Annotated in this window: 22 protein-coding genes and 1 pseudogene; 20 read left to right on the forward strand and 3 right to left on the reverse strand. The window is 57.7% G+C overall.

Annotation, left to right across the window (positions count from 1 at the left end; all coding sequences use genetic code 11):
* Window positions 1-17: 17 nt before the first annotated feature.
* The 15 genes and pseudogenes from H8K11_09595 (at window position 18) to H8K11_09665 (ending at window position 12267) form a co-directional block, all read left to right on the forward strand.
* The gene (locus H8K11_09595) at window positions 18-2696 is read left to right on the forward strand and encodes a PAS domain S-box protein (protein ID MCS6263998.1); all 2679 of its coding nucleotides are present in this window, start codon (window positions 18-20) and stop codon (window positions 2694-2696) included.
* Between the two features lie 205 nt (window positions 2697-2901).
* A complete protein-coding gene (locus H8K11_09600) occupies window positions 2902-3363 on the forward strand; it encodes a DUF420 domain-containing protein (GenBank protein MCS6263999.1) in 462 nt (153 codons plus the stop codon).
* A gap of 4 nt (window positions 3364-3367) precedes the next feature.
* Window positions 3368-4186 (forward strand): protein-glutamate O-methyltransferase, encoded by an 819-nt coding sequence (locus H8K11_09605; GenBank protein ID MCS6264000.1) that lies wholly within the window; start codon window positions 3368-3370, stop codon window positions 4184-4186.
* 47 nt (window positions 4187-4233) lie between these two features.
* A complete protein-coding gene (locus H8K11_09610) occupies window positions 4234-4809 on the forward strand; it encodes a chemoreceptor glutamine deamidase CheD (protein ID MCS6264001.1) in 576 nt (191 codons plus the stop codon).
* 62 nt (window positions 4810-4871) lie between these two features.
* Entirely contained in the window at window positions 4872-5921 is a 1050-nt protein-coding gene (locus tag H8K11_09615) for a chemotaxis response regulator protein-glutamate methylesterase (protein ID MCS6264002.1), read from the forward strand.
* 30 nt (window positions 5922-5951) lie between these two features.
* Window positions 5952-6290, forward strand: coding sequence for an STAS domain-containing protein (locus H8K11_09620; protein ID MCS6264003.1), 339 nt, complete (start codon window positions 5952-5954; stop codon window positions 6288-6290).
* A gap of 32 nt (window positions 6291-6322) precedes the next feature.
* Window positions 6323-6673, forward strand: a complete 351-nt coding sequence (locus H8K11_09625; GenBank protein MCS6264004.1) for an STAS domain-containing protein — start codon at window positions 6323-6325, stop codon at window positions 6671-6673.
* Window positions 6674-6696: 23 nt separating this feature from the next.
* A complete protein-coding gene (locus tag H8K11_09630) occupies window positions 6697-7962 on the forward strand; it encodes a SpoIIE family protein phosphatase (GenBank protein MCS6264005.1) in 1266 nt (421 codons plus the stop codon).
* Window positions 7962-8321: an Hpt domain-containing protein gene (locus H8K11_09635; protein ID MCS6264006.1), complete on the forward strand. Its 360-nt coding sequence runs from the start codon at window positions 7962-7964 to the stop codon at window positions 8319-8321. The genes H8K11_09630 and H8K11_09635 overlap by 1 nt, the downstream gene beginning before the upstream one ends.
* A complete protein-coding gene (locus tag H8K11_09640) occupies window positions 8318-9217 on the forward strand; it encodes a response regulator (GenBank protein ID MCS6264007.1) in 900 nt (299 codons plus the stop codon). Before H8K11_09635 ends, H8K11_09640 begins: the two co-directional genes overlap by 4 nt.
* Window positions 9218-9321: 104 nt before the next feature.
* Window positions 9322-9561, forward strand: a complete 240-nt coding sequence (locus H8K11_09645; protein MCS6264008.1) for a hypothetical protein — start codon at window positions 9322-9324, stop codon at window positions 9559-9561.
* Window positions 9562-9946: 385 nt separating this feature from the next.
* Window positions 9947-11047: a UDP-N-acetylglucosamine 2-epimerase (non-hydrolyzing) gene (gene wecB / locus H8K11_09650; GenBank protein MCS6264009.1), complete on the forward strand. Its 1101-nt coding sequence runs from the start codon at window positions 9947-9949 to the stop codon at window positions 11045-11047.
* A 91-nt stretch (window positions 11048-11138) separates the two neighbouring features.
* Complete coding sequence (locus H8K11_09655; protein MCS6264010.1) at window positions 11139-11378, forward strand: type II toxin-antitoxin system PrlF family antitoxin; 240 nt, start codon at window positions 11139-11141, stop codon at window positions 11376-11378.
* Window positions 11375-11770, forward strand: coding sequence for a type II toxin-antitoxin system VapC family toxin (locus H8K11_09660; protein MCS6264011.1), 396 nt, complete (start codon window positions 11375-11377; stop codon window positions 11768-11770). Before H8K11_09655 ends, H8K11_09660 begins: the two co-directional genes overlap by 4 nt.
* Before the next feature lie 266 nt (window positions 11771-12036).
* Window positions 12037-12267 (forward strand): annotated as a pseudogene (locus H8K11_09665) (DUF433 domain-containing protein).
* Between the two features lie 218 nt (window positions 12268-12485).
* On the opposite strand, the gene H8K11_09670 reads toward H8K11_09665, so the two are convergent.
* The 3 genes from H8K11_09670 to H8K11_09680 all read right to left on the reverse strand — a co-directional run bounded on the left by H8K11_09670 (window position 12486) and on the right by H8K11_09680 (window position 15230).
* Window positions 12486-12740 carry a Txe/YoeB family addiction module toxin gene (locus H8K11_09670; GenBank protein MCS6264012.1) on the reverse strand — a complete coding sequence of 85 codons (255 nt, stop codon included), beginning with the start codon at window positions 12738-12740 and terminating at the stop codon, window positions 12486-12488.
* Window positions 12737-12988, reverse strand: a complete 252-nt coding sequence (locus H8K11_09675) for a type II toxin-antitoxin system prevent-host-death family antitoxin (protein MCS6264013.1) — start codon at window positions 12986-12988, stop codon at window positions 12737-12739. Before H8K11_09675 ends, H8K11_09670 begins: the two co-directional genes overlap by 4 nt.
* Window positions 12989-13358: 370 nt before the next feature.
* Window positions 13359-15230, reverse strand: coding sequence for an alginate lyase family protein (locus H8K11_09680; GenBank protein MCS6264014.1), 1872 nt, complete (start codon window positions 15228-15230; stop codon window positions 13359-13361).
* Window positions 15231-15590: 360 nt separating this feature from the next.
* On the opposite strand from H8K11_09680, the gene gmd reads away from it, so the two are divergent.
* The 5 genes from gmd (at window position 15591) to H8K11_09705 (ending at window position 22703) form a co-directional block, all read left to right on the forward strand.
* A complete protein-coding gene (gene gmd / locus H8K11_09685) occupies window positions 15591-16601 on the forward strand; it encodes a GDP-mannose 4,6-dehydratase (protein MCS6264015.1) in 1011 nt (336 codons plus the stop codon).
* 92 nt (window positions 16602-16693) lie between these two features.
* Window positions 16694-17068, forward strand: coding sequence for a four helix bundle protein (locus H8K11_09690; protein ID MCS6264016.1), 375 nt, complete (start codon window positions 16694-16696; stop codon window positions 17066-17068).
* A gap of 25 nt (window positions 17069-17093) precedes the next feature.
* A complete protein-coding gene (locus tag H8K11_09695; protein ID MCS6264017.1) occupies window positions 17094-18056 on the forward strand; it encodes a GDP-L-fucose synthase in 963 nt (320 codons plus the stop codon).
* Between the two features lie 293 nt (window positions 18057-18349).
* Window positions 18350-21520: a hypothetical protein gene (locus tag H8K11_09700; GenBank protein ID MCS6264018.1), complete on the forward strand. Its 3171-nt coding sequence runs from the start codon at window positions 18350-18352 to the stop codon at window positions 21518-21520.
* 31 nt (window positions 21521-21551) lie between these two features.
* On the forward strand, window positions 21552-22703 hold the full coding sequence (locus tag H8K11_09705; GenBank protein ID MCS6264019.1) for a glycosyltransferase family 4 protein: 1152 nt from the start codon (window positions 21552-21554) through the stop codon (window positions 22701-22703).
* Window positions 22704-22829: the final 126 nt, after the last annotated feature.

Raw genomic sequence — 22829 nt, forward strand, 5'->3', positions numbered from 1 at the left:
CCAAGGGAGAGCAGGACATGGGATTGAACGTGGAATTATTAGAGTCCAGTTTTAAGCTTGTGGCCCCAAAGGGCGAGGCATTAGTGACCCGGTTTTACGAACGGCTGTTCAAGAAGTATCCGGCCGTGAAACCGCTATTCAAGAAGACCTCGATCAAGGAACAGAAAAAGAAGCTGTTGGCATCCCTGGTTCTCGTGATTCAGAACCTCCGTCACCCGGACAAGCTCACCCCCGTGTTGCAGGATATGGGGGCCAGGCATGTCGGCTACGGAGCGAAGCCGGCTCACTACGATGCGGTCGGAGAAAACCTCCTGGCCGTCCTCGGTGAATGTGCCGGACCGGCATGGACCCCCCAGGTCAAACAAGCCTGGACCGACGCATACGGAGCCATCAAGACCATCATGCTCGCCGGAGCGGAGCGTGCACATTCCACACAAGGAGACAAGACGATGAGTAAGGCAAAACAGAAGAAGGGCGCGGCGGCTGGAACGGAGATGATGGGGTTCTATCTGGGGGCCCTCGATCAGTCGCAGAACAACATTCTGTTGTGTGACCGTAACCTGGTCATCACGTATGCCAACGCCACCGCTCAGAAGACGCTGGTCGCGCTCGAGGCGGAGATCAAGAAGGTGCTGCCGAAATTCAATGCCTCTGCAGTCATCGGCGTCTGCATCGACGACTTCCATGTGGATCCGAGCAAGCAGCGCCGGATCTTATCGAACCCGGCCAACATGCCGCACAAAGCGGATATTCAGATCGGACCATTGACCCTCAGTCTTCTGGTCACAGCCATTATGAGTCCTACCGGGGAGTACCTGGGAAATGCGTTGGAGTGGGCCGACGTCACTGAAAAGCGGAAGATGGAGCAACAATCGGCTGCGATCGCCAAGTCTCAGGCGATCATCGAGTTCAACCTCGACGGCACCATCGTCACTGCCAACGATAATTTCCTCAATTGTCTCGGCTACACCCTCGAGGAGATCAAAGGGCAGCATCATCGGATGTTCTGCGATCCGGTCTATGTCAACGGCAGCGAGTATACGGCCCTGTGGGCAAAACTCAATCGCGGCGAGTTCGACTCAGGCGTGTACAGACGCATCGGGAAGGGCGGCAAGGAAATCTGGATTCAAGCCGTCTACAACCCGATTCTGAACGCTGCCGGCAAACCGCAGAAAGTGGTGAAGTTCGCCACCGAAATTACGGAACAAAAGAACAAGGCGGCGGAGTTCGAAGGGAAATTGGCCGCAGTCAGCAAGGCACAAGCTGTCATCGAATTCAACCTCGACGGCACTATCGTCACTGCGAACGACAACTTCTTGGGATGTTTAGGTTATAGCCTGGACGAGATCAAGGGCAAACACCACCGGATGTTCGCTGAACCGGGCTATGCCGCCAGCGGCGAGTATCAGGCCTTCTGGGCGAAACTCAACCGCGGCGAGTTCGATGCCGGCGTGTACAAGCGGATCGGAAAGGGTGGCAAGGAGATCTGGATTCAGGCTTCCTACAACCCCATCTTCGACGCCAGCGGAAAACCGTACAAGGTGGTGAAGTTCGCAACCGATATCACCGCTCAAAAACAGTCGCAGGCCGAAATGGAGAAACTTGTCGCTGAAGCCCAGGCTGTCCTCGGTCGGCTCGCGAGCAACGATCTCACGCAGGAAATGACGAACACCTATCGCGGCGATCTGGACAAGGTCAAGACCAGCATCAATGCCGTGGTGCAAAACCTCAGCCAGACCATCACCACGGTGCGGGAGGCTGTACAAGCCGTGTCGGCCGGCGCCGAGCAGATCACCAAGGGGAACGAAGATCTGTCTCAACGCACGTCGGAACAGGCGAGTGCGCTGGAGGAGACATCGGCCTCGATGGAAGAGATGACCTCGACCGTGAAGCAAAACGCAGACAACGCGAAACAGGCCAATCAATTGGCCATCGCGGCACGCGACATCGCCGACAAGGGCGGATCCGTCACCGTCCGCGCAGTGGAAGCCATGGGCGAGATCAATAAGAGCAGCAAGAAGATCGCGGACATCATCACCGTGATCGACGAGATCGCGTTCCAGACCAATCTGCTGGCCTTGAATGCCGCGGTGGAAGCGGCCAGGGCAGGGGAACATGGTCGCGGATTCGCAGTCGTGGCCGCCGAGGTACGCAACCTCGCACAACGGTCGGCGACGGCCGCGAAGGAGATCAAGGGCTTGATCAACGAATCGATCCAGCGCGTGAACGACGGCAGCGAGTTGGTCAATCAATCCGGCAAGACACTGGAAGAGATCGTCAGCTCGGTTAAACGTGTGACGGACATCATCGCCGAAATCACGGCTGCCTCGCAGGAACAGGCTCAGGGCATCGACCAGGTCAACAAGGCCATCATGCAGATGGACGAGACGACCCAGCAGAACGCGGCGTTGGTAGAGGAAACCACGTCGGCCAGTCAGTCGATGAAGGACCAGGCCAAGGAACTGATGACTCAGATCGAAGTGTTCGTGGTGAACTCGGCAGGAACACAAGCCCCTGCGCGACACACGGGCTCGTCGGTCAAGACGCCGGTCAAGTCGGGTGCCGCCGCCCCGAAACCGGCGCTGAAGAAGCCGGGCTTCTCGTCCAAACCGGGTGACGCCAAGGAGCCCGCCGGGGTTGGAGCCGGAAACGGTCACGACCGCCGAAAGAAGGACGACGACTTCGAAGAATTCTAGGGTTCATGCCGCGGGAGTGGGCAGATTTTGCCCACTCCCGCAGCGCGCCTCACTTCCTCGTGCCTGTACTTCTCCTTCTTTCTCCCGAACCGGGTCCCCCTTAAGAAACAAGTCAGAACGACCGATACAAGATGGTGCGGGTGTGCGCGAGCTGGATCAGCGTGGATAGTCCCGGTTGATACCACCTCTAGCCCAGGGACGGATCATGGACCTAAAAACAATTCTCTGGTACCTCGTCCTCTCCAGCCTGACTGTCGCCTATCTGGTTGTGTTGGCCGGTGTGCGAGCCGCCAAGTCGCACGATGTCTCGCATCATTCACATCGCATGATCGTAGGCTGCACGATCGTCGGGATCTGGCTGGTGGCCTACGTCCTCAAACAAGCGATCTTCGGGCGCGAATCGTTCAAAGGCCCTGACAGCGCCTATTGGAGCGTCTATGTGCCGGTGTTCGTCACGCACATGCTGCTCGCAGTCACGACCATAGGGTTGGGCGCCTACAACCTCTATATGGGCCTCCACCGCCTGCGGTACGGAAGCGTCGGGGCCATGGTGGCCGGCATGACGACCCACCGGCGGATGGGCAATGCACTGGTCTGGACGTTCAGCGGCACGATGGTCACCGCGTATCTCGTCTATTTGATGTTGTTTGTCTGGTACCGGAGCTAACACGATGGATTATGCCATTACGAAGCAGGAGTATGAGCGCATCCGCACCTTGTTGTACGACGAAAGCGGCATCTCACTGGGGGACAGCAAGCAATCCTTAGTGGTGTCCCGTCTCACCAAACGTTTGCGCGACCTCCAAATGGAGGATTTTTCCTCGTACTACGAGTACGTCACCCGGGATGAGAGCGGGGAAGAATTCACGCGGATGCTGGATCTGCTGTCCACGAACAAGACCGACTTTTTCCGCGAACCCAAACATTTCCATTTTCTGCGCGAGCGCATTCTCCCCACGTTGGAACAGGAGAAGCGCATTCGCATCTGGTCTTCCGCCTGCTCGACCGGGGAGGAGCCGTACACCATCGCCATGACGTTGCACGAGGCCGTGAAGAATCCGGCCTTGTGGAACTTTCAGATTCTGGCGTCAGACATCTCCACCCGTGTGTTGGCCCACGCCGCCAAAGGGCTCTATGCCGAAGAGCGTGTGCGCGAAGTTCCGGAAGAGATTGTGAAACGCCATTTCCTCCAGGGACGCGGGGACAGCGCCGGACTGGTCAAGGTGAAGCCGCACCTCTCCGCCATCATCAAGTTTCGCCGTATGAACCTGATGGACGACCGTTTTCCGATCAAAGCGCCGCTGGATCTCATCTTCTGCCGGAATGTGATGATCTATTTCGACCGTCCGACGCAGGAACGGCTGGTCAACAAGTTCTATCACCATCTCAAACCCGGCGGGTATCTCTTCATTGGTCATTCGGAAAGCCTGCAGTGGGTATCCCACCCGTTCAAGACCATCGCGCCGACGATTTACTGGAAGGAAGCCTGACCTGCATGGCTCGTATCGACACCGACACCTTCTCTCACATCCGGCGGATGAACGACAACCGTTTCCCGACCGAGGTCGCCTGTATTCTCCCGGGTGAGTTTTTCGTGAGCCGAGAACCCATGGTGGTCTATACCGTCCTCGGTTCCTGCATCTCAGCCTGTGTCCGGGACCCGATCGCGGGAGTCGGGGGCATGAATCATTTCATGCTCCCGGCACCGAAGGAGCATCAGTCGGGCGATGCCTGGGGAGGGGAATCCACACGCTATGGTTCTTTCGCCATGGAGCAGTTGATCAACGAGATCCTCAAGCGCGGTGGCATGAAACACCGGCTGGAGGTGAAGTTGTTCGGCGCCGGACGGATTTATGACGGCAATATCGATGTCGGGGCCCGGAATACAGAATGGGTCCTGCAGTACCTCAAGACCGAAGGTTACACGCTCGCGAAGAGCGATCTGGGCGACGTGTTCCCGAGAAAGGTCTACTACTTTACCGACTCAGGCCGAGTACTGATGAAAAAACTCGAGCGGGTGAAGAATCGGACGATTGTCGATCGAGAAACCGAATACCAGCATCGGATCGAAGTCGAACCGATTGCACAAGAGAGCAATGTCACACTTTTCTGACATCAGACGACTGGTGGCGGCAGGCGATAGGCCCTCACCATACAACCAGGAGATTCCTCGCCATGGCTAAGATCCGGGTTCTGACGATCGACGATTCTGCGCTGATGCGGCAAGTACTGGCCGAACTGCTTTCCAAGGATCCTGCCATCGAAGTGATCGGCAGCGCGCCGGATCCCTATGTGGCCAGAGAAAAAATCAAAGCGCTCAACCCCGACGTGCTCACGCTGGACGTGGAAATGCCGAAGATGGACGGGCTGACGTTTCTCGAGAAACTCATGCGCGGGCGCCCCATGCCTGTGATTATGGTGAGTTCGCTGACGGAAGCCGGTTGCCAAACCACACTGCGGGCATTGGAACTGGGCGCCGTCGACTTCATTACCAAACCCAAGATCGATCTCCGTGAGGGGATGGACAATCTCGCCGACGATCTGATCGCAAAAGTCAAAGGCGCTGCCACAGCCTGCATTCGGCGGGGAGCCCCGGTGTCCGGCCCGGACGGCGCCCGGCCGGCGGTCTTGAGTTCGGCCATGATCAAGACCACGGATATGATCATCGCCATCGGCGCTTCAACCGGAGGCACCGAGGCGGTCAAGGAGGTGCTGCAAGTCCTGCCACCCAACACTCCTCCGGTCCTGATCACCCAGCACATGCCGGAGCGGTTCACCAAAACCTGGGCCGACCGGATGAACCAACTCTGCCGCATCTCCGTCAAGGAGGCCGAGGACGGAGACAGCGTCCTGCCGGGGCATGCGCTGATTGCTCCCGGCAATTACCACATGACGCTGGTCCGCAGCGGCGCGCGCTATTCGGTCCGCATCAACCAAAACGAACCGGTCAATCGCCATCGCCCCTCGGTCGACGTCATGTTCGACTCCGTCGCGCAATATGCCGGCGGCAACGCGGTGGGTGTGATCCTGACCGGAATGGGCGGAGACGGCGCCAAGGGACTGCTGCGGATGAAGGAAGCCGGCGCCTATACCATCGCCCAGGACGAGGCCTCATGTGTGGTGTTCGGGATGCCGAAAGAGGCCATTAAGCTCGGCGCCGCCGAGATCGTCCGGCCGCTCAACGAGATTGCGTCGACTATTTTGAACCATGTCACCCGTGCCTGATCGTTCACCTTTGCGCAGAGAGGAGCCATCATGAAAATTTCCCAGGAAACGAATAATAGGAAAGCGACCCTGAGACTCGAAGGAAACTTTACCTACACCCAGCGCAAAGCGTTTCAAGAGATGCTGAAGACTGTCTGCACCGATCAAGTGGAAGAAGTCGTGATCGACCTGTCCCAGGTGGCGTTTCTCGACAGCGCGGCATTGGGGTTGCTGATGATCAGCCACCGGCAATTGGAAGCCGAACGACGCAAGCTCTCGTTGGCCTATCCTCAGCCGACGGTTCGCCAGATTATCGAACTGGCGAATTTGCATAAGACGATCCCGATGATCGATGCCGGCGTGTCGACCCTGGCTAAGAAAAGCGCCTAAGATCGGGACTCAGCTCGGGGGAGGAGCCGTGTATGCAGATCACTGAACGCCGTATCGGGCAGTCCATCATTCTCGATCTGACGGGTGAACTCAGCTACGCCAATCGCACCACGTTCAAAGCGGCGGTGGAACGGAGTAAGCGAGCGGGCTGTCGGCATCTGATTTTGAACATGCAAGGGGTTCGCTTTCTGGACAGTTCGGCGCTCGGCACATTGGCGCTGCTGGCCCAGAGTTTTCCGGCCGCGCAAGGCATGGTCAGCCTGCTGAACCCCCAGAGCTATGTCAAAGAAATCATCACCCTGGCGAATCTCCACCAGATCCTGCCGGTTTATAATTCGGAACAGGATGCCCTTGCCGGGAGCCGTCTTCCGGCGGCCGGATAACACCGGGATCAGGAGCAGCAGACGTGGCTGAGTCAGCACATCGCATCGTGGATGAATCTCTTGCCGGGAAGGCCGCCAAGCCTGTGCCGGTCATCCTTCTCGTCGACGACGATGAGATTACCCGTATCAGTATGGCCGGCCGGCTGAAACGATTGGGCTACCGTGTCATCGAAGCCGGCGATGGAGTCGCCGGATTGGCCGCCATCCGCGCACAACGTCCCGATCTGGTGATTCTCGATTGGATGATGCCGGGTCTCGACGGCCCCAGCGTCTGCGAGGCGATCCGTGCGGACGGGGAGTTACGGTCCAGCCAGGTCGTCCTCATGACCGCGCACGACAAGCCCGAACAGATTGCGGAGGGGCTCTCGCGTGGCGCCGACGATTTTCTCAGCAAAGCGGCGAGCAAGCAGGAAGTTCTGGCACGGGTGCAGGCCAGCCTCCGATCCAGTGCGCTGGTCCGTGAAATCGAACGTACGCGCGACGATCTCGATCGCTCTCATCGGTTGCTCTCCGCGAAGCAAGCGGAATTGGAGAGCGAGCTGCAATCGGCCGCGGACTTTGTGCGTGCCCAGCTTCCTCTCCCCGGCATGCCGGCTCCCGGAATCAGCATGCAGTGGGCCTATCAACCGTCTCTCGCCTTGGGCGGCGACCTGTTCCAGGTCAGTGTCTGGGGTTCCGAAACGCTCGGTCTTTATATTCTGGATGCGTCGGGCCACGGGGTGTCCGCTGCCTTGCGTGCCGTGGCGCTGATGAGTTTCCTCCGCGAGGACAATCTCGCGAAAGTCGTCGGAAGTTTCGATCCGGGGGCCATCATCACGGAAGCGAACCATCGGTTTCCGCTCACCCAGGACGGGGAATATTTCACCCTGTGGGTCGGGCGTCTGCATCTTCCGTCGCGCACCCTCTCGTATGCAGCAGCGGGACACTCCGGCGCTTTTCTCCATTCCCTCCAAGGGGACTCGCAATGGTTGTCTTCGGCGAGCCTGCCGCTCGGGTTCGACCCGGCGATCTCGTTCGACAGTGCGACCGCACAATTGCGGCCTCGGGATCGTCTGTATCTCCTGAGTGATGGGATCTATGAAGCTCCGTCGCCGGCCGGGGAGTTGTGGGGGAGGGATCGTTTGCAGGCCACACTGGAAAGCCACCGGGCGCACACATTGGCGCACAGCATCGGTGATACCATGACCACGGCCCGACAATGGCTAGAGGGCGACATTTTCCCCGACGATGTGGCGCTCCTCGGCGTCGAACTGCTCGACAGCACGGCTTCGGCAAAGGAGAAGTCATAATGGACGCTCACCCCGTCATGGACCTGGCAGCCGCCATGGAACGGTTCGACGGCGATCAGGACTTATTTCTGACCCTGGCCGAGATGTTTCTTGAGCGTTCGCCGGCCGCACTCGCGGCAATCCAAACCGCCCTCGCAGACAAGAATCTTCCGATGCTGGCCAAGGAAGCGCACAAATTAAAAGGTTCGGCGATGGAGTTCTGCGCTCGCCCGACGGTAGCCGCGGCAGCGCAGCTTGAGGAATCAGCCAGGCAGTCGGCCGTGAGCGAGATGGCGGCGATCGGAGAACAGGTCCATGCCGAAGTGCAGCGGCTGACGGCCGCCCTGCAGATCATCATCGAGAAGGGATTTCCGGCGTGACACGTCCCGCCGCATCCAGAACGCTGTTGGTCGTGGAACCTTGTGCCGAGACGCTGGCCATGGTCCTGGAGCAGGCGAAGACTCGCGACCTCTCGACCATGACAGCCCCTGATCCGCATGTGGCTTTGGCCATGATGGACATGGCCTCGCCGGATCTGCTCATGACCGACCTGTTTCTCCCTGAGCCGAACGGACTGGGGCTGATCCGCGAAGCGCTTAAACGAAACGCGCGAACGGCGGTGATTGCGACCACCCAGGCGGGGAATGAACAGGCTGTTCTGGATGCCGTTCGAGCCGGCGCGGGAGATTGTCTGTACAAACCGGCCCGGGCAGAAGAACTCGGCGTGGCGTTGGATCGGGCGCTCCGGAGAATTCCTCACACCATCGATGATGTGCCGGGCATCGAGCAGTTGGAGTATCGCCTGGTCATCGGAACCGATCCCGGCGACGTTGAATCCTGTGTGACCTGGCTGATGGAGAGTACGGCCATGGAACTGCCCGAAACCCAACGGCTGCACCTTCGCACAACCTTGATCGAGCTGATCGTCAATGCGGTGGAACACGGCAGCCTGGAAATCTACTATCGGGAAAAACATGAGGCGTTGAGTACCGACCGGTTTGATGCCCTGATCGATGAACGGCGCCGCAACCCGCGCTTCGCCCAACGGCGCGTCATCGTCCGGGCGCTGTATGATAAGTTCCACCGTCGCATGCGGTATGCCATCACGGATGAAGGAAACGGCTTCACCTGGAACCGCTTCCTGACGCGATCGGATCAACCCTGCGACAATCGCGACGCAAACGGCCGCGGCGTATTCCTCGCCAAGGCGTTCTTTCCCGATCTCACCTACAACGAGCGCGGAACCGAGGTCACGTTTTCTGTGCCGCTGCCGTAGGGCGCTCAGTCGCCGGCAGTCCGGCTTGACGTGCACCGTAACCACGGTTTATCTTCCCGTCGTCCATCTCATTTTCCTGTGACACGCTCACTTGTGAGGCACCCATGACTCGTTGCATGCGCCTGACGCTCTCCCTCGTATTCCTCTCCCTGTCAGCTGGGTGCAGTACCAGCGAATGGGTGCATCCGAACCGACCGAAGGATCAATTCACCCAGGATTACAACAAGTGTCAAGCCGACACGCTGCGCGATCCCAAACTCCAACAGGGGATCCAATTGCTCATCATTCAGGCCACCGAGCGCTGCGTCCAGAAACAGGGATGGCGCTTGGTCGAAAAAGAGTAGCCGCCCGCGCCTGTATCGTTTCCGAGCCGATCGAGCCCACTCCGGAATGATTCGCTCCACATGCCTGTTCGCCCGGCTGAGCTTCAACGGGTGAACGGTTCGACTCGCAACACCGCACCCCGGTATCAATGCCCGCCCGCTCGTGAACAGAGCCGTTTTTGTTGACTGACGGGTCCGGCTCCGCTATGTACATGATGAGACGCCCCTCGCCATAACATTCCGTCGGTTTCACCATGTGCTTCCCGGATCAGCCGGGGCCGTGCACCGGTATCGGGCCGTCGTTCAACTCATCGTCGCTTGAGCATGTACGCATTGAACCTCATGGCCCTGCCTCGCCGGCGAGGGCTGAATCGCAGCCGGCCCAAACCCAGACAGGATTAGACTTATGAAACGTATCGATCTCATCGCCGGCGCCCGGCCGAATTTCATGAAAATTGCGCCGATTATCGACGCTTTGAATGCCGCTCGCTCGAACGGCAGCGACCTGCGCTTCCGCCTCATCCATACGGGACAACACTACGATCGAGCCATGTCGGGAAGCTTTTTCGAAGAGCTCGGTATACCGGATCCGGACATCAATCTGGAGGTGGGGTCGGGGACGCAGGCTGAGCAAACGGCCGGTATTATGGTGAACTACGAGCGGGTCCTGACGAAAGAGAAGAGCGACCTCTGCCTGGTCGTCGGGGACGTCACCTCAACCATGGCCTGTTCGATCGTGGCGCGCAAGATGGGCATTCCCGTGGCCCATGTGGAAGGCGGCATCCGCTCGAACGACTGGACCATGCCGGAGGAGATCAACCGAGTCGTGACGGATTCCATTACCAATTGGTTCTTCACCACCAGCGACACCGCCAACGAAAATCTGCGCCGGGCCGGTGTCACGGATGACCGGATCTTCTTCGTCGGCAACACCATGATCGACACGTTATTGAAGCAACTCCCGCGTTTGCGTCCACCGGCCTGTTGGAGTTCCCTCGCGCTGGAACCGAACCGCTACTTCGTTGTGACCCTGCACCGTCCAGCGAATGTGGACGGCGAGCAGCAACTGCTCGGACTGTTGAAGGCGATTGCAGACGGCACCCACGGGTTGCCGGTAGTCTTTCCGGTGCACCCGCGTACCGCCAAGAATTTGCGCGAAGCCGGCAAGATGCTTCCTTCCATGCACTATGTCGATCCGTTGGGCTACCTCGAATTCAACTATCTCGTGAAACACGCCCGCGGGGTGATTACCGATTCAGGCGGCATCACTGAAGAAACGACCGTGCTCGGAGTGCCCTGTCTGACCTTGCGCGATAACACCGAACGGCCGGAGACCGTGACGATCGGGACCAACGAGTTGATCGGAACCGATCCGCGCAAACTCCCTCCCGCCCTTGCGCGCTTGATGGCCGGGCAATGGAAGAAGGGCGCCATTCCGCCGAAATGGGACGGGAAAGCGGCGGAGCGAATCGTGGCACAGTTAGAAACGCTGCTACTCTCATCATGAGTGCATTCCAAGCCTACGAACAGACGAAGACCTTGCGACACTCCACTCATTACGGTAAAGTAATGAAACCCGTTTTATGTAAGGAGCAAGGATGTCCACGTCGACGTTGACCAGCAAAGGCCAGACCACCATACCGAAAGACGTCCGTGAACGGCTCAATCTCCATCCGGGGGATCGTCTAGAATTTGTCATCGACGAGGACGGACGGGTGGTTGTGCTTCCCGCGAGTGTCGATGCCTCGGAGCTTGCCGGCATGCTCAAGCGGCCGGCAAAGCCGGTCACTGTCGAGGAGATGAATCAAGTGATTCGCAAGCGGGGGGGGCGGCGATGATCGGGATCGATACGAATGTGCTCGTCAGGCACTTGGTACAAGACGACCCCCGCCAGTCACACGCAGCCACACAGGTCATCACGAAGCAATGTACGCGAAATAACCCCGGATTTATCAACCGCATCGTCCTCTGCGAGCTAGTCTGGGTCTTGGAGAGCGCCTACGGATATTCGAAAGATACGATCGTGAATGTCCTGGATCGTCTGCTGCGAACGAGCCAACTCAGAGTGGAGGATGCACAGACAGCATGGACAGCCTATCGCCTGTATCAAAAAGGGAAGGCGGATTTTGCGGATTGCCTCCTGGGATCAACGAACCGGCTGGGGGGCTGTGAGTCGACCGTCACCTTTGATCGAGCCGCCGGCAGGCTCGAAGGATTCCAGTTGCTGTAGTGGTCCTGCCGATCTTGTGCGATGACACCGAATGGCTGGAGACCGTCACGATCGGGACCAACGAACTCATCAGCACCCACCAGGGCAAATAACCTATAGTCCCTGCCGCGAGTGATGATCGGGCACCAGAGCGGATCATCGAGACAAAGAGCCTCCAAGGCCGACACTCGATAGGCCCACGCGCGAGGGGTTATCTGACTCCAAGACCCCGCTTGTTATTCTATACTGGTTGTCGCCACTGAATATCTGATGGCATGGAGAAAACCCTGAAGGAATTCAAGCGTATCACCATGGACCCAGCGGTCATGGGAGGGAAACCCTGTATCCGGGGTATGCGAGTGACCGTTGGGACAATCGTGGGTTTAAGGGCGGCGGGAAAAGCGATTGAGTAGGTGTTGGCGGCCTATCCCTACATCGAACGGGAAGATATTTTGCAGTCCGCAACCTACGCAGCATGGCGCTCAGAGGAAAAAGACCTTCCTTTGGTCTCCGTGTGAAATTTCTCCTCGACATGAATCCTGCGCCTGACTGGCTCGGTGTGCTCACTGCGGAAGGGTGAGACGCCATCCACTGGTCGAGCATCGGCGATCATCGCGCCACGGACGAAGTCATGATGGCATAGGCCAGAGACAATGCCTATGTAACGGAAAACAAGGGCAAGAGTCACCCCATCGATCAATACTCAGCTTGCCCCATTATTCCACGACTGAGCGCTTCAGTAATGGAAACGCAGCTGAGCGATCATCAGAGCATCACTCTCGACGCAGTACACCATGCGATGTTCATCGGTTATTCGGCGCGACCAGAATCCTGAAAGCGCATGCTTCAATGGTTCAGGCTTGCCCATGCCCACGAATGGCTGACGCTGAGTCTCGCGTATCAGCTTGTTGATTCGCTCGACCATGCGCTTGTCTTGCTGTTGCCAGTACAGATAATCTTCCCAGGCCTCGTCGGCGAAGATCAGCTTCACTTGGCCAACTTCCGCTGAACGCCTTTGCCGGCGTTCAGCTGTGCCGCGGCAGCAAGAAGACGTGTGGCGTTGGCGGGGGTGCGCAAGAGATAGGCCGTTTCTTCAAGCGCCTTATAGTCTTCGAGCGAGAGCATGACGACGGACTGTTCTCCGTTGCGAGTAATGATCAAGGCTTCATGGTCGTCGCACACGCGGTCCATGGCGCTCGCGAGGTTTGCACGAACGGCAGTATAGGTAATCGCATCCATGGCAGGGCTCCTTATATGTACGTCTTACTGTACATTTGTAGCAGTCGAATGTCTAGCCTTCCGGACAAACTCTCATCCTGACATCGCGAAACTGACCCTGTGCCGGAGTCTGTGCATGACGAGCACGGCACTCATCAGCCCTGTAGTCATTGGCCAATCGGAATAAAGGAGGCTTGAACGCCCTGAGACGGGAGAAGAAGCGATCGCCGGGACAGACTCCGAGCCCGGATTATTCATGAATGCCGTCGCGAGGCGTTTGAGATCAAGGCCGACGTAGGCGTACTCGCAGTCCGTCGAGAAGGCCGAACGAGAACAGCCACGCCGGGCGAGAGGATCGGAAGACAGAGCAGGCATTCATGAATAGTTTGGGCTACACGAAGCGCAGACGAGTCATGAATTCATGTGGGATAGCACCGGTATATTCGACCCGTAGCGTCGTGATCGGATGCTTTGACCCATACCGTGTCGACGCCCATCCGCCCACCGGTTGCACACTGCCTTCACAGAGAGTACTCGCGCCACCTTCAACGGTGAGCAGGAGCGGGTGCTCGAACCCTTCCAAACGATACCCTCCATCCACGGGAATCGGCCGGCAACCCAAATGCCAATTGAGCTCTACCTGGTGCGTGCCGGTTCCGGTGAGCCAGTCCCAAATCATCCAGGAGCCGGGCGGCTCATACGACACCCCGCGTAAATGGGTCACGCCCAATCGATCTTTGTATCCATAGTGCCTGGCGATCACGGTGATTTTCCCTTCAGGCGTCTCATCTCTGTAAACCAGGTGGGTATCAAAGGGCCGTGACCAGGCGAGCGGACCGTCCTGCACGGCCTGATCCAGCCCATCGATGGTCACCGTATTGTGGGCACGCGTACTGCGAAAATACGTCCGCCACTCTTCATTGCCGGTGCAGGTATAAGTGCCCGGGTCGATCAACACATCGCGCGATCCGACCTGAAGGAACAGAGAGAGCGCATCGGCATGGCCGTGCGTATACCGTGGAGCCATGCCCAATGCGCCATGATCGAAAATCGCCTTGTCTTGCATCCGGCCGCGAATAATCGAATAGCCGGAGAGATGAAAGGTGGTCAGCCCGGGGGCATGCGGCTTGTGGGGGTGACCGAAATGCATGTACGGCGAGAGCGCCTGTTCATCCTCACCTTCCCCGATCGGCGGAAGGCTCCCGTCAATGGAGTTGCGGAACTCGTCCAGAAAATCGCGACTGCGCGCGAACACCGGGCGGATCTTCTCCGCCACCGGCGACTGCCGATGATCGAGGAGCGCCAGCACCATCCCATAGAGATCCGTGCAAAACTGAAGGTACCCCACTCCCTGCTCCTGACTGCCGCCGTCATGACTGATGTACCGGGGAGTCTCTGCCTCCAACAGGTAATGGCCGAACGCGAGCCATCGCTCAGCCATCTCCATTTCCGGGAAAAGACTGCCGGCATAGATCAACGCCACCGCAGCCGCCAATGTGTCATGAGGGGTGGTCAAGCGAAGCGACAGGCGTTTCCGAATCAATTCCGCATGGTCGGAAACGAGGGTCAGCACGGCAGGCCATACTCGCGCCGGGGAGAGCAACCACGGACGGAGGCCATCCATCGCATGACAGACAGCCAGCAGCCGAAGAGCGCATTCCGTCGGGGAAATATAGTGAATACCGGTCAAAAACGGATTCGCCTCCACCCAGGAGACGAGCTGTGCTTCCACCGCCGACACGGCGCCTGTGCGTGCGGCGGGTTCAGCCTGTTGCGCCAACATAGCCAGGAGCACCAGGTGCTGAAGCCGTGAGGGCTCCCACGCCATGCGAATATCCCCGCAGGAGTTACCGGCATGAATCGGAATGTCGGCAAAAAACCGGCGCGGCCACAGGGCGCCGGTATCCGGCGCTCTATGCCAGCAGGAGCCATCGGGTTGCCAGACCCAGGGATACCCGAACACCGTCACGACACCTTTGAGCAAGGTGTCCAGCTGTCCGTCGGCTGCCGGGAGATGCCAGGGTAAGGGCGGGAGAACAGGCGATGGGCTCGTGCAGAATGAATAGTGGGAAACATCCGGCGCGGTAAATTGCCGGTGCAGCGATCGCTTACCGAGCCCCTGCCGCAGGTGCAGCAACGAAAACAGCGCGCGTTCCCTCGCGTGGCTCCACCACTCCAAACGTCCTGGCGCAGCGAGCGCCTTCAGCGACGAGGCGAGGCGTTGGGGGAGGGCATTGGAATTGAATGACAGCGTTACGCGCAAGGATCAGCCATACAGAGTGAGTCTGAAGAAAACGTGTGAACAAGGCTCCGTCCATTCGGCCTTGGCAAGATGCCAGTCGCTAAAGGCACAGTACATTCGTCAGGCGCTGAGGTCAATGCCGAAATACCACGTACCGATCGGCCGTCATTCCTGACACACTTCAGACGCGCAACCCGGCACGAGTGTGTCATGCTGAGACATTGTCTGTATGGATCTGGAGTCAGTGGCGAACGGCACTAACACTACGTAGCGGAATTGTGATAAGGAACGTGGTTCATCGCACAGTCCAGCGAGATCATCAATGACCGACCGGCAAACGCCGAGTGGTGGACAGTATCAAACGAGGGGAGAAGAGGCGGAGTGAAGAAAGCATTGATCACCGGCATCAGCGGTCAGGATGGGTCCTATCTCGCGGAACTGCTGCTGGCCAAAGGCTATGAAGTCCACGGCATCGTCCGTCGCTCCAGTTCTTTAAATACCGCCCGGATCGATGGCATTTATCAAGACCCGCACGTGCCGGAGGCGCGCTTGCGGCTCGTCTATGGAGACCTCAACGACGCGAGTTCGCTCAATCGGATTCTGCGCACGATTCAACCGGATGAAATCTACAATCTGGGCGCGCAGAGCCACGTTCGCGTGAGTTTCGACGTTCCGGAATATACGGCCGAGGTTACGGCGCTGGGAACCGTTCGCCTTCTGGAGGCGATCAGAGAGTCGGGAATCAGACCTAAATTTTATCAGGCCTCCTCCAGCGAAATGTTCGGCAAGGTGCAGGAAATTCCACAGCGTGAAAGCACACCGTTTTATCCGCGCAGCCCTTATGGGGCCGCCAAGGTCTATGCCCACTGGATTACCGTCAATTACCGCGAAGCGTACGATCTGTTTGCCTGCAGCGGCATTCTGTTCAATCATGAATCCCCACGACGCGGCGAAACGTTCGTGACCAGAAAAATCACGAGAGCCGCAGCTCGAATCAAATTGGGAGTACAAAAAGAGCTGTATCTCGGGAATCTCGACGCCAAACGTGACTGGGGATTCGCCGGTGACTACGTACAGGCCATGTGGATGATGCTGCAGGCCGACCACCCTGACGACTACGTGATCGCGACGGGTGAGACGCACACGGTCCGGGAGTTTCTCGACCGCACGTTCGGTCACGTGGGACTGGATTGGCACGACCACGTGAAGATCGATCCACGATATTATCGCCCCACCGAAGTCGACCTCTTGATCGGCGATGCGTCCAAAGCCAAGCGGACGCTGGGATGGGAGCCGAAAGTGTCGTTTGACGAGTTGGTGACCATGATGGTGGAAGCGGATGTGCGAGCCGAGCGGCAGACGCTGGAGGGGACGGGTAAGGGGAGAGGATAGCGCTTAAGAAGAGCACTGAGGCTGAGGTAAAAGTTCAGAGATCGATATTCGGCCAGAAAGCCTGAGCGTGAGCCATTCCTGAGGGAGAAGCGGTGTATCGCTCATTCGAGGAGATGCCGGTCTGGAAGAAAGCGATGGACCTGGCTCAACAGATATTTGCGTTGACCGAGGGGCTTCCCAAACAGGAAGACTACGGATTGACCTCACAGGTCAGGCGATCGGCGCTCTCTGTCTCTGGGAATCTAGCCGAAGGATTTGGCCGTCATCATACAAAGGACAAGATTAATGTTTACTATGCTTCCCGTGCCTCGCTGACGGAGACCAAAAGCCACCTCATCTATGCCCAGAGGATTGGCTACCTGAAAAGGGATGATCACCGTCTCGCCCTGAAACTCATCGATGACATCTGGAAAGAGCTGAATGCGTTGATCCGTTCGCTTAGAAACAAAACTTCCCCTCAACCTTAGCCTTGACCTAAGCCTGAGTTTGCCTATGCCATCTTTCTTTTCGGACAAGCGCGTCGTCGTCACCGGAGGTGCCGGGTTCCTGGGTTCAGTCGTCGTGGCACAGCTCCGGGAGCAGGGCTGCCGAAGTATCTGGGTGCCCAGAAGTCAGGACTATGATCTCGTCCAGATGGAGGCCGTCCAGCGACTGTACGACGATGCGGCACCGGACATCGTGTTGCACTTGGCGGCACGGGTCGGAGGCATAGGAGCCAATCAAGCCAATGCCGGCCGCTTCTTCTACGATAACCTCATGATGGGTACACAGTTGATGGAAGTGGGGCGTCAACGGGGGCTGGAGAAGTTTGTCGCGCTGGCCACCATCTGCGCGTATCCCAAATACACCCCGGTTCCTTTTCGTGAAGAAGATCTATGGGCGGGATATCCGGAGGAAACCAATGCTCCTTACGGTCTGGCAAAAAAGATGATGTTGGTCCAGGCTCAAGCCTACCGGCAGCAATATGGGTTTAACGCCATTGTGCTTTTTCCAGTGAACCTCTATGGTCCCGGCGACAACTTCGACATGCAAACCTCGCATGTCATCCCGGCCCTCATCAGGAAATGTGTCGAGGCTCAAGCCAAGGGCGAGCAGCAGGTCATGCTGTGGGGAGATGGTTCACCATCGCGAGAGTTCCTCTATGTGGATGATGCAGCCCGCGCCATTCTGTTAGCGGCTGAACACTACAATGGCGACGAGCCGGTGAACATCGGAACAGGGGAAGAGATCACAATCCAAGATCTGGCTCATCTGATCGCCAATGAGGTGGGATTCAAGGGTGAACTCGTGTGGGATACGGCGAAACCGAATGGGCAACCCCGGCGATGCCTTGATACAAGACGCGCTAAGCAGCTGTTTGGGTTTGAGGCGGAAACGAAATTGCGAAATGGAATACAGGGGACAGTTGCCTGGTTTCATACGAACCGGGAGTCATTTCGTGAGGTCGCATTCTAGGGCCATCGATGCTCGCCGAAAACGGTCGAGGCGGGACGGCCAGGTGGAGAAGGTTGTCACAACCGCATGGTTTCTCAATCGGCAGGCCGGGGTGAGTTTGCATCGATAGCTCGAAGCGTAAGTTGGTAGCAACGGTTGCCGAAGATCCGGCACACTCACGAACAGGCGACCTACCCCCTCGCCGCGCTGCGCGTTTTGGCACGTCCAGGGTTTTGTCGTACCTAAATTAGATGCATGCAAAAGCCCGCCGGCTGATTGCGTACCCCGAATACTGGTGACCAGAAAAGTTCTCTATGAAGCATGCCTTCCAAGGATTTGACGGTAAAGACGCAATTCTCGTTTCTTTGTTCGCAATCGTCTCCGGCGTAGTGTTCTACATGATGTATGGTCTTCACGACGAAACACTTGTGAGCAGCATCAACGATGTGTGGTTTCAAAGTGATCTCAAACGAGTTTTTGAGAACATGACAGACCGACATGCACGCGGGCACTACCGGGTCAAAGTGCACCCCCTCCATTCACTTTTCACCTTCCCCCCCACCTTGGCCTTAAGAAAACTGGGAGTTACGCCGTTCAAAGCAGTTCAAATAGTAACGGCAAGCATAGCTTCTGGATACGTAGTCGCGATGTTTCTACTACTCAGAGCACTGGGATGCATCCGCTTTGATGCCGTGGTGTTTTCCGTCCTCGGCTCGGTCAGCTCGGCGGCCTTGTTCTGGCTTTCTGTGCCGGAGTGTTATGCGCTGGGTGCGACGGGTATTGCCGTTGGTCTTCTTCTGGCGGCACTGGCGAGCGAGAAGAAACAGGCCGGATGGAAATACGTCGCGGCCAGTGCGTTCTCCCTCAGCGCCACCGTTACCAACTGGATGACCGGGATACTCAGCACGTTCGTCGGGAACCATTGGAAACGCACAGTCGTTCTGACCGTCCTTGCACTGTCGACTGTGGCACTGTTATGGGGCCTGGAGAAACACTTTTTCCCGAACGCTGTGTTTTTTATCGGAGACCGAGAAGAGGGGCGATATCTGTTTTCTCCGACCTTTGGGCGAGTAGTTGAAGTTTTCAACACCTTCGTATTCCACACCATTGTGTCCCCGGCAGTTACCATGGCAGGAACGACTCAAACAGGGTGGCCGCTCTTGAGTATGCAATCGTCATGGCCCGGTTCGTCGGGACTACTCGGGCAAATCGGCGTGATCGTGTGGAGTCCGCTTCTAGCAATAGGGATCTGGGCTTTTTTCACTCTCAAAACCCTCGCAGGGCTTCGAATCGTTCTTGGACTGACAGTCCTCGGCCAGCTTGGCCTACACCTGCTTTACGGTAGCGAAACCTTCCTCTACGCCCTCCATTTCTTGCCTCTTCTGGTAACGGTTGCCGCTCTGGGTACACGCAGTCATCTGCGTATTCCCGCCCTTGCCCTGGCACTTGTATTGATACCCGTCGCGGGGATGAACAACTGGTGGCAATTCAATGCGGCGATCGCTCGGGCGGCGACGCCGCGCCACGAGGTCAAAACCCAAATGCGATTGCGGCCCCATGATTCCTGGCCGCGTAGCACGGGGCATGTCCTCCTGGCTTCCTCAGGTAGTCGGGAAGAACAGAAGGCTTATCACGAGCCCGGTGGCGGCTTTAGTCCAGGTGTAGGCACCTTCGGCATATCGGTATGGCTCAGTTCCCCGGACGGGAGGGAGTTCATAACAAGCGAAAACATCCCCCTTAACGATATGGTTCAATCATTTTCCTGGCGGGACAATGAACCGCTTCCCGGATTGAGAACCGTTACACCGTACTACTCTACCGAATGGACGCAATCTGATTGGGGGAAATGGCGACTCCATCTCAACCTACAGGACAATGTCACTCTCGACCCAGCGCTGCTGATCCGAAGTGCCGGCCCGGCAGGAGGGCCCATTCACAAGATGCACTGGGATGGCCACGCACTCTGGATAAATGAGCGCTGGTCAGTGACCATCCAGCCGGCTCCTACGGCTGTGAACCTCGGGGAGGAAGGGGCCTCCGACTGGCATCGAAGTGGGGATGCGGACCGAAAAGTAATCAGTGCGTCGGGATGGGCGTTTGCGCGCATACAGCTTGAGCGGGGTACACCGTGGACCATCAATGTCCATGACGCACATCCGGGCCTCCCCCCGGAGAGTGCATTCGAGCGGACCTCCGCCCAACTGAACGTGGATCTCCCAGACCCTCGGTTTCAACAGAGCCTGAATGCCCAAGCTGCGCATCTGATAATGGGCTTGGTGGGAAGAGAAACCAGACCAGGGGATCCCACAAACTATCCGCTAGCCTGGCAACGAGACGGGGCGTATGTCATAACCGCGCTGGCCAGATCAGGCAGGGTTGAGACGGCACGCATTCTTTCAAAGGACCTTGCAGAAAGGGATTTCTTCGGCGGGTTTGGGCCGGAGGCGGATGCCCCGGGCTTGGCCCTGTGGGCGCTCAGCATGGTCGCTCGCCAGTTACGCGACCAGGAATTCGACCGCTGGTTATGGCCGCACATGCAGCGAAAAGTGGGCCTTATCGAGGAAATGCTGACTGCCACTTCACCGATTCACAAAACGGTTGAAGGACCGATAGTGCCCAAGCATCTGGGGAAACCAGATTTGTCATTGATTGCGGAGCCTGCGCGAGACGGGCTGATCATTGGGAAAATGGATCACCATCGGCCAACACTCTTTATCAACGCCATAAGCTACCGCGGACTAGTGGAAGCAGCGGCGATGGCCCATCGCCTTGACCATCCCGAGGAGGAACGCCATTGGCTGAAGACCGCCGCAGACCTCAAAAGCAACTGGCAGAAAGCCTTTGCTACACCCCTAACAGACAATGACCGGACATACATCAGCGCGCTGTGGCCAAGCTGGGTGGCAGGTGAGCAACGTCAGACTCTCGCCGATCGTGCCGAACGCAGATGGCAGAGCCGTCGGGATGCAATTGGCAATTACAAGACGGCACCGTTGTGGACCTATTTCGAATTAGCAGAAGCGCATCAGTGGCTGTTCCTCGATCATCCGGATCGCGCATGGTCCACGATGCAGTGGTTTTGGGACCACCAGAGTTCACCCGGATTCTATACCTGGTGGGAAGGTGAGGGCGAGGAAAACTCATTTGAAAAATGGGTTCATATACGAGGATGGGTCAATCCTCCTCATGTCACGCCTCATTACTGGACTGCTGCAGAAATGGCGCTGCTCCAGATAGACATGCTTGGCTATCTCGATGAGGGAGCAACGGAGCCGGTACTCGTTATCGGTGGAGGAATCCCCCGAAGTTGGCTGCCCACCCCGATGGATGTCCGGGGGCTCAGAGTTGGAGATATACGTCTCGACTGGCATTGGAACGGCCATAATATGGTGGCCGTGGTCCACGGTGAATCGCGCGTAAAGGTGAAGTTAGGGGCCAGCTTTCCAGAGACTGCAGATCTGAGGGTCACCTATCAAAACACCTGAGTCAGGGCGGCCTCATGGAGAATGCAGTATCGTGCAGAGCAACGGTGTAGCCGGCGGCCATCCAGTAGCGATGTTGTGCAAAGGTGACGACGGGTACGGAGTGGCGTCCGTATTGAAGCTCTATGCCCGCAACGCGCCTGAGTTGCAGTTTGTCTGTCTACAGCCAGGGGCCATGTTCGATTGGCTGAAACACAATGGAAACCGCGTTCATTTGGTAGAGGGGTTGTCGAGTTTCACGGCCACAAGTTCAGCCCGCACGCTCATGCAATTACCTGCGGTCATGGCCAAGGCGTATCAATCCGCGACAACCTTGCACCAGCTTTTCAAGCAGCTAGGTATACGCGTCGTCCACGCGCATTGGCTGCCGCAACACATCATTGCCGGGCATCTGCGGAAACTCGGCTACACATCGGTGTGGCACATCCACGGAAATATGAGCCAGCGCCGACTTTTCGGCTTGGGGTCGAAGTTCAACCATCTGCTGGCTAAATGGGGGGCCGATCTGTTGATTCCCGTGAGCGACTTCATTGGATCCAACTGGAAAGGCGCGGGTGTCCCGATACGAGTCATTCACAACGCAGCACCCAAATTATTTGAAGGCCCGAATGAACGACGCGAAGACTACATTCGCTGTGTCATCGCCGGGCGTCTGACGGAAGACAAAGGGCACCACCTGGCGATTCAAGCCGTGCTGAATGCGAGAACTGCTGGGCACGATGTACGCCTCGATGTGTTCGGAGGCCCACTCGAACGGAATCCATATTATGAAGAGTTGGAGCGCCTGGTAAGTCACTTCAATGCTGCGGAAAGCATTCGCTTCATGGGGTTTTCGGACACACTCAGGCAGCAGCATCAGTTTTATGATCTGGGGCTGCAATGTCGCATCAGTCCTGAGCCCTGCAGCATGTGGGTCTGTGAAACGCTGGTGGATGGCCTCCCGTTGATCGCAGCCGATACCGGCGGGACGGCGGAACTCATCGAAGATGAGGTCACCGGATTGCTTTTCAGAGGTGGTGATGTCGGCGACCTCACGTCAAAACTGCTAACGTTGATCGAGGATCGTCACCGCCTCCGAATCATGCGGCGCGCGGCCTATGAACGAGGGCGACGCCAATTCGGAGTTGAGCGGTTTATCTCGGAAACCTATGATGCTTACGCCGTATCGTTCTCCCAATCGGGCTGAGGAATTCGTCGAAGAATGGAAGCAAGACCGACAGTGCCATGCAGCGCCGAACCATACGGACCGTCATCCGTGCATGCCGGCCAAGACTCCGCGAAACGCTTGGGAAGCAGAATCACCTCCGGGCTC

This window comes from Nitrospira sp. (genome assembly GCA_024998565.1).
Classification (GTDB): Bacteria; Nitrospirota; Nitrospiria; order Nitrospirales; family Nitrospiraceae; genus Nitrospira_A.

Excerpts from the sequence above, each read along its gene's own strand:
- H8K11_09595 (MCS6263998.1), top strand. The coding sequence starts at position 18 with ATGGGATTGAACGTGGAATTATTAGAGTCCAGTTTTAAGCTTGTGGCC.
- H8K11_09600 (MCS6263999.1), top strand. The coding sequence starts at position 2,902 with ATGGACCTAAAAACAATTCTCTGGTACCTCGTCCTCTCCAGCCTGACT.
- H8K11_09605 (MCS6264000.1), top strand. The coding sequence starts at position 3,368 with ATGGATTATGCCATTACGAAGCAGGAGTATGAGCGCATCCGCACCTTG.
- H8K11_09610 (MCS6264001.1), top strand. The coding sequence starts at position 4,234 with ATGAACGACAACCGTTTCCCGACCGAGGTCGCCTGTATTCTCCCGGGT.
- H8K11_09615 (MCS6264002.1), top strand. The coding sequence starts at position 4,872 with ATGGCTAAGATCCGGGTTCTGACGATCGACGATTCTGCGCTGATGCGG.
- H8K11_09620 (MCS6264003.1), top strand. The coding sequence starts at position 5,952 with ATGAAAATTTCCCAGGAAACGAATAATAGGAAAGCGACCCTGAGACTC.
- H8K11_09625 (MCS6264004.1), top strand. The coding sequence starts at position 6,323 with ATGCAGATCACTGAACGCCGTATCGGGCAGTCCATCATTCTCGATCTG.
- H8K11_09635 (MCS6264006.1), top strand. The coding sequence starts at position 7,962 with ATGGACGCTCACCCCGTCATGGACCTGGCAGCCGCCATGGAACGGTTC.
- H8K11_09645 (MCS6264008.1), top strand. The coding sequence starts at position 9,322 with ATGACTCGTTGCATGCGCCTGACGCTCTCCCTCGTATTCCTCTCCCTG.
- wecB (MCS6264009.1), top strand. The coding sequence starts at position 9,947 with ATGAAACGTATCGATCTCATCGCCGGCGCCCGGCCGAATTTCATGAAA.
- H8K11_09655 (MCS6264010.1), top strand. The coding sequence starts at position 11,139 with ATGTCCACGTCGACGTTGACCAGCAAAGGCCAGACCACCATACCGAAA.
- H8K11_09660 (MCS6264011.1), top strand. The coding sequence starts at position 11,375 with ATGATCGGGATCGATACGAATGTGCTCGTCAGGCACTTGGTACAAGAC.
- H8K11_09675 (MCS6264013.1), bottom strand. The coding sequence starts at position 12,988 with ATGGATGCGATTACCTATACTGCCGTTCGTGCAAACCTCGCGAGCGCC.
- H8K11_09695 (MCS6264017.1), top strand. The coding sequence starts at position 17,094 with ATGCCATCTTTCTTTTCGGACAAGCGCGTCGTCGTCACCGGAGGTGCC.
- H8K11_09700 (MCS6264018.1), top strand. The coding sequence starts at position 18,350 with ATGAAGCATGCCTTCCAAGGATTTGACGGTAAAGACGCAATTCTCGTT.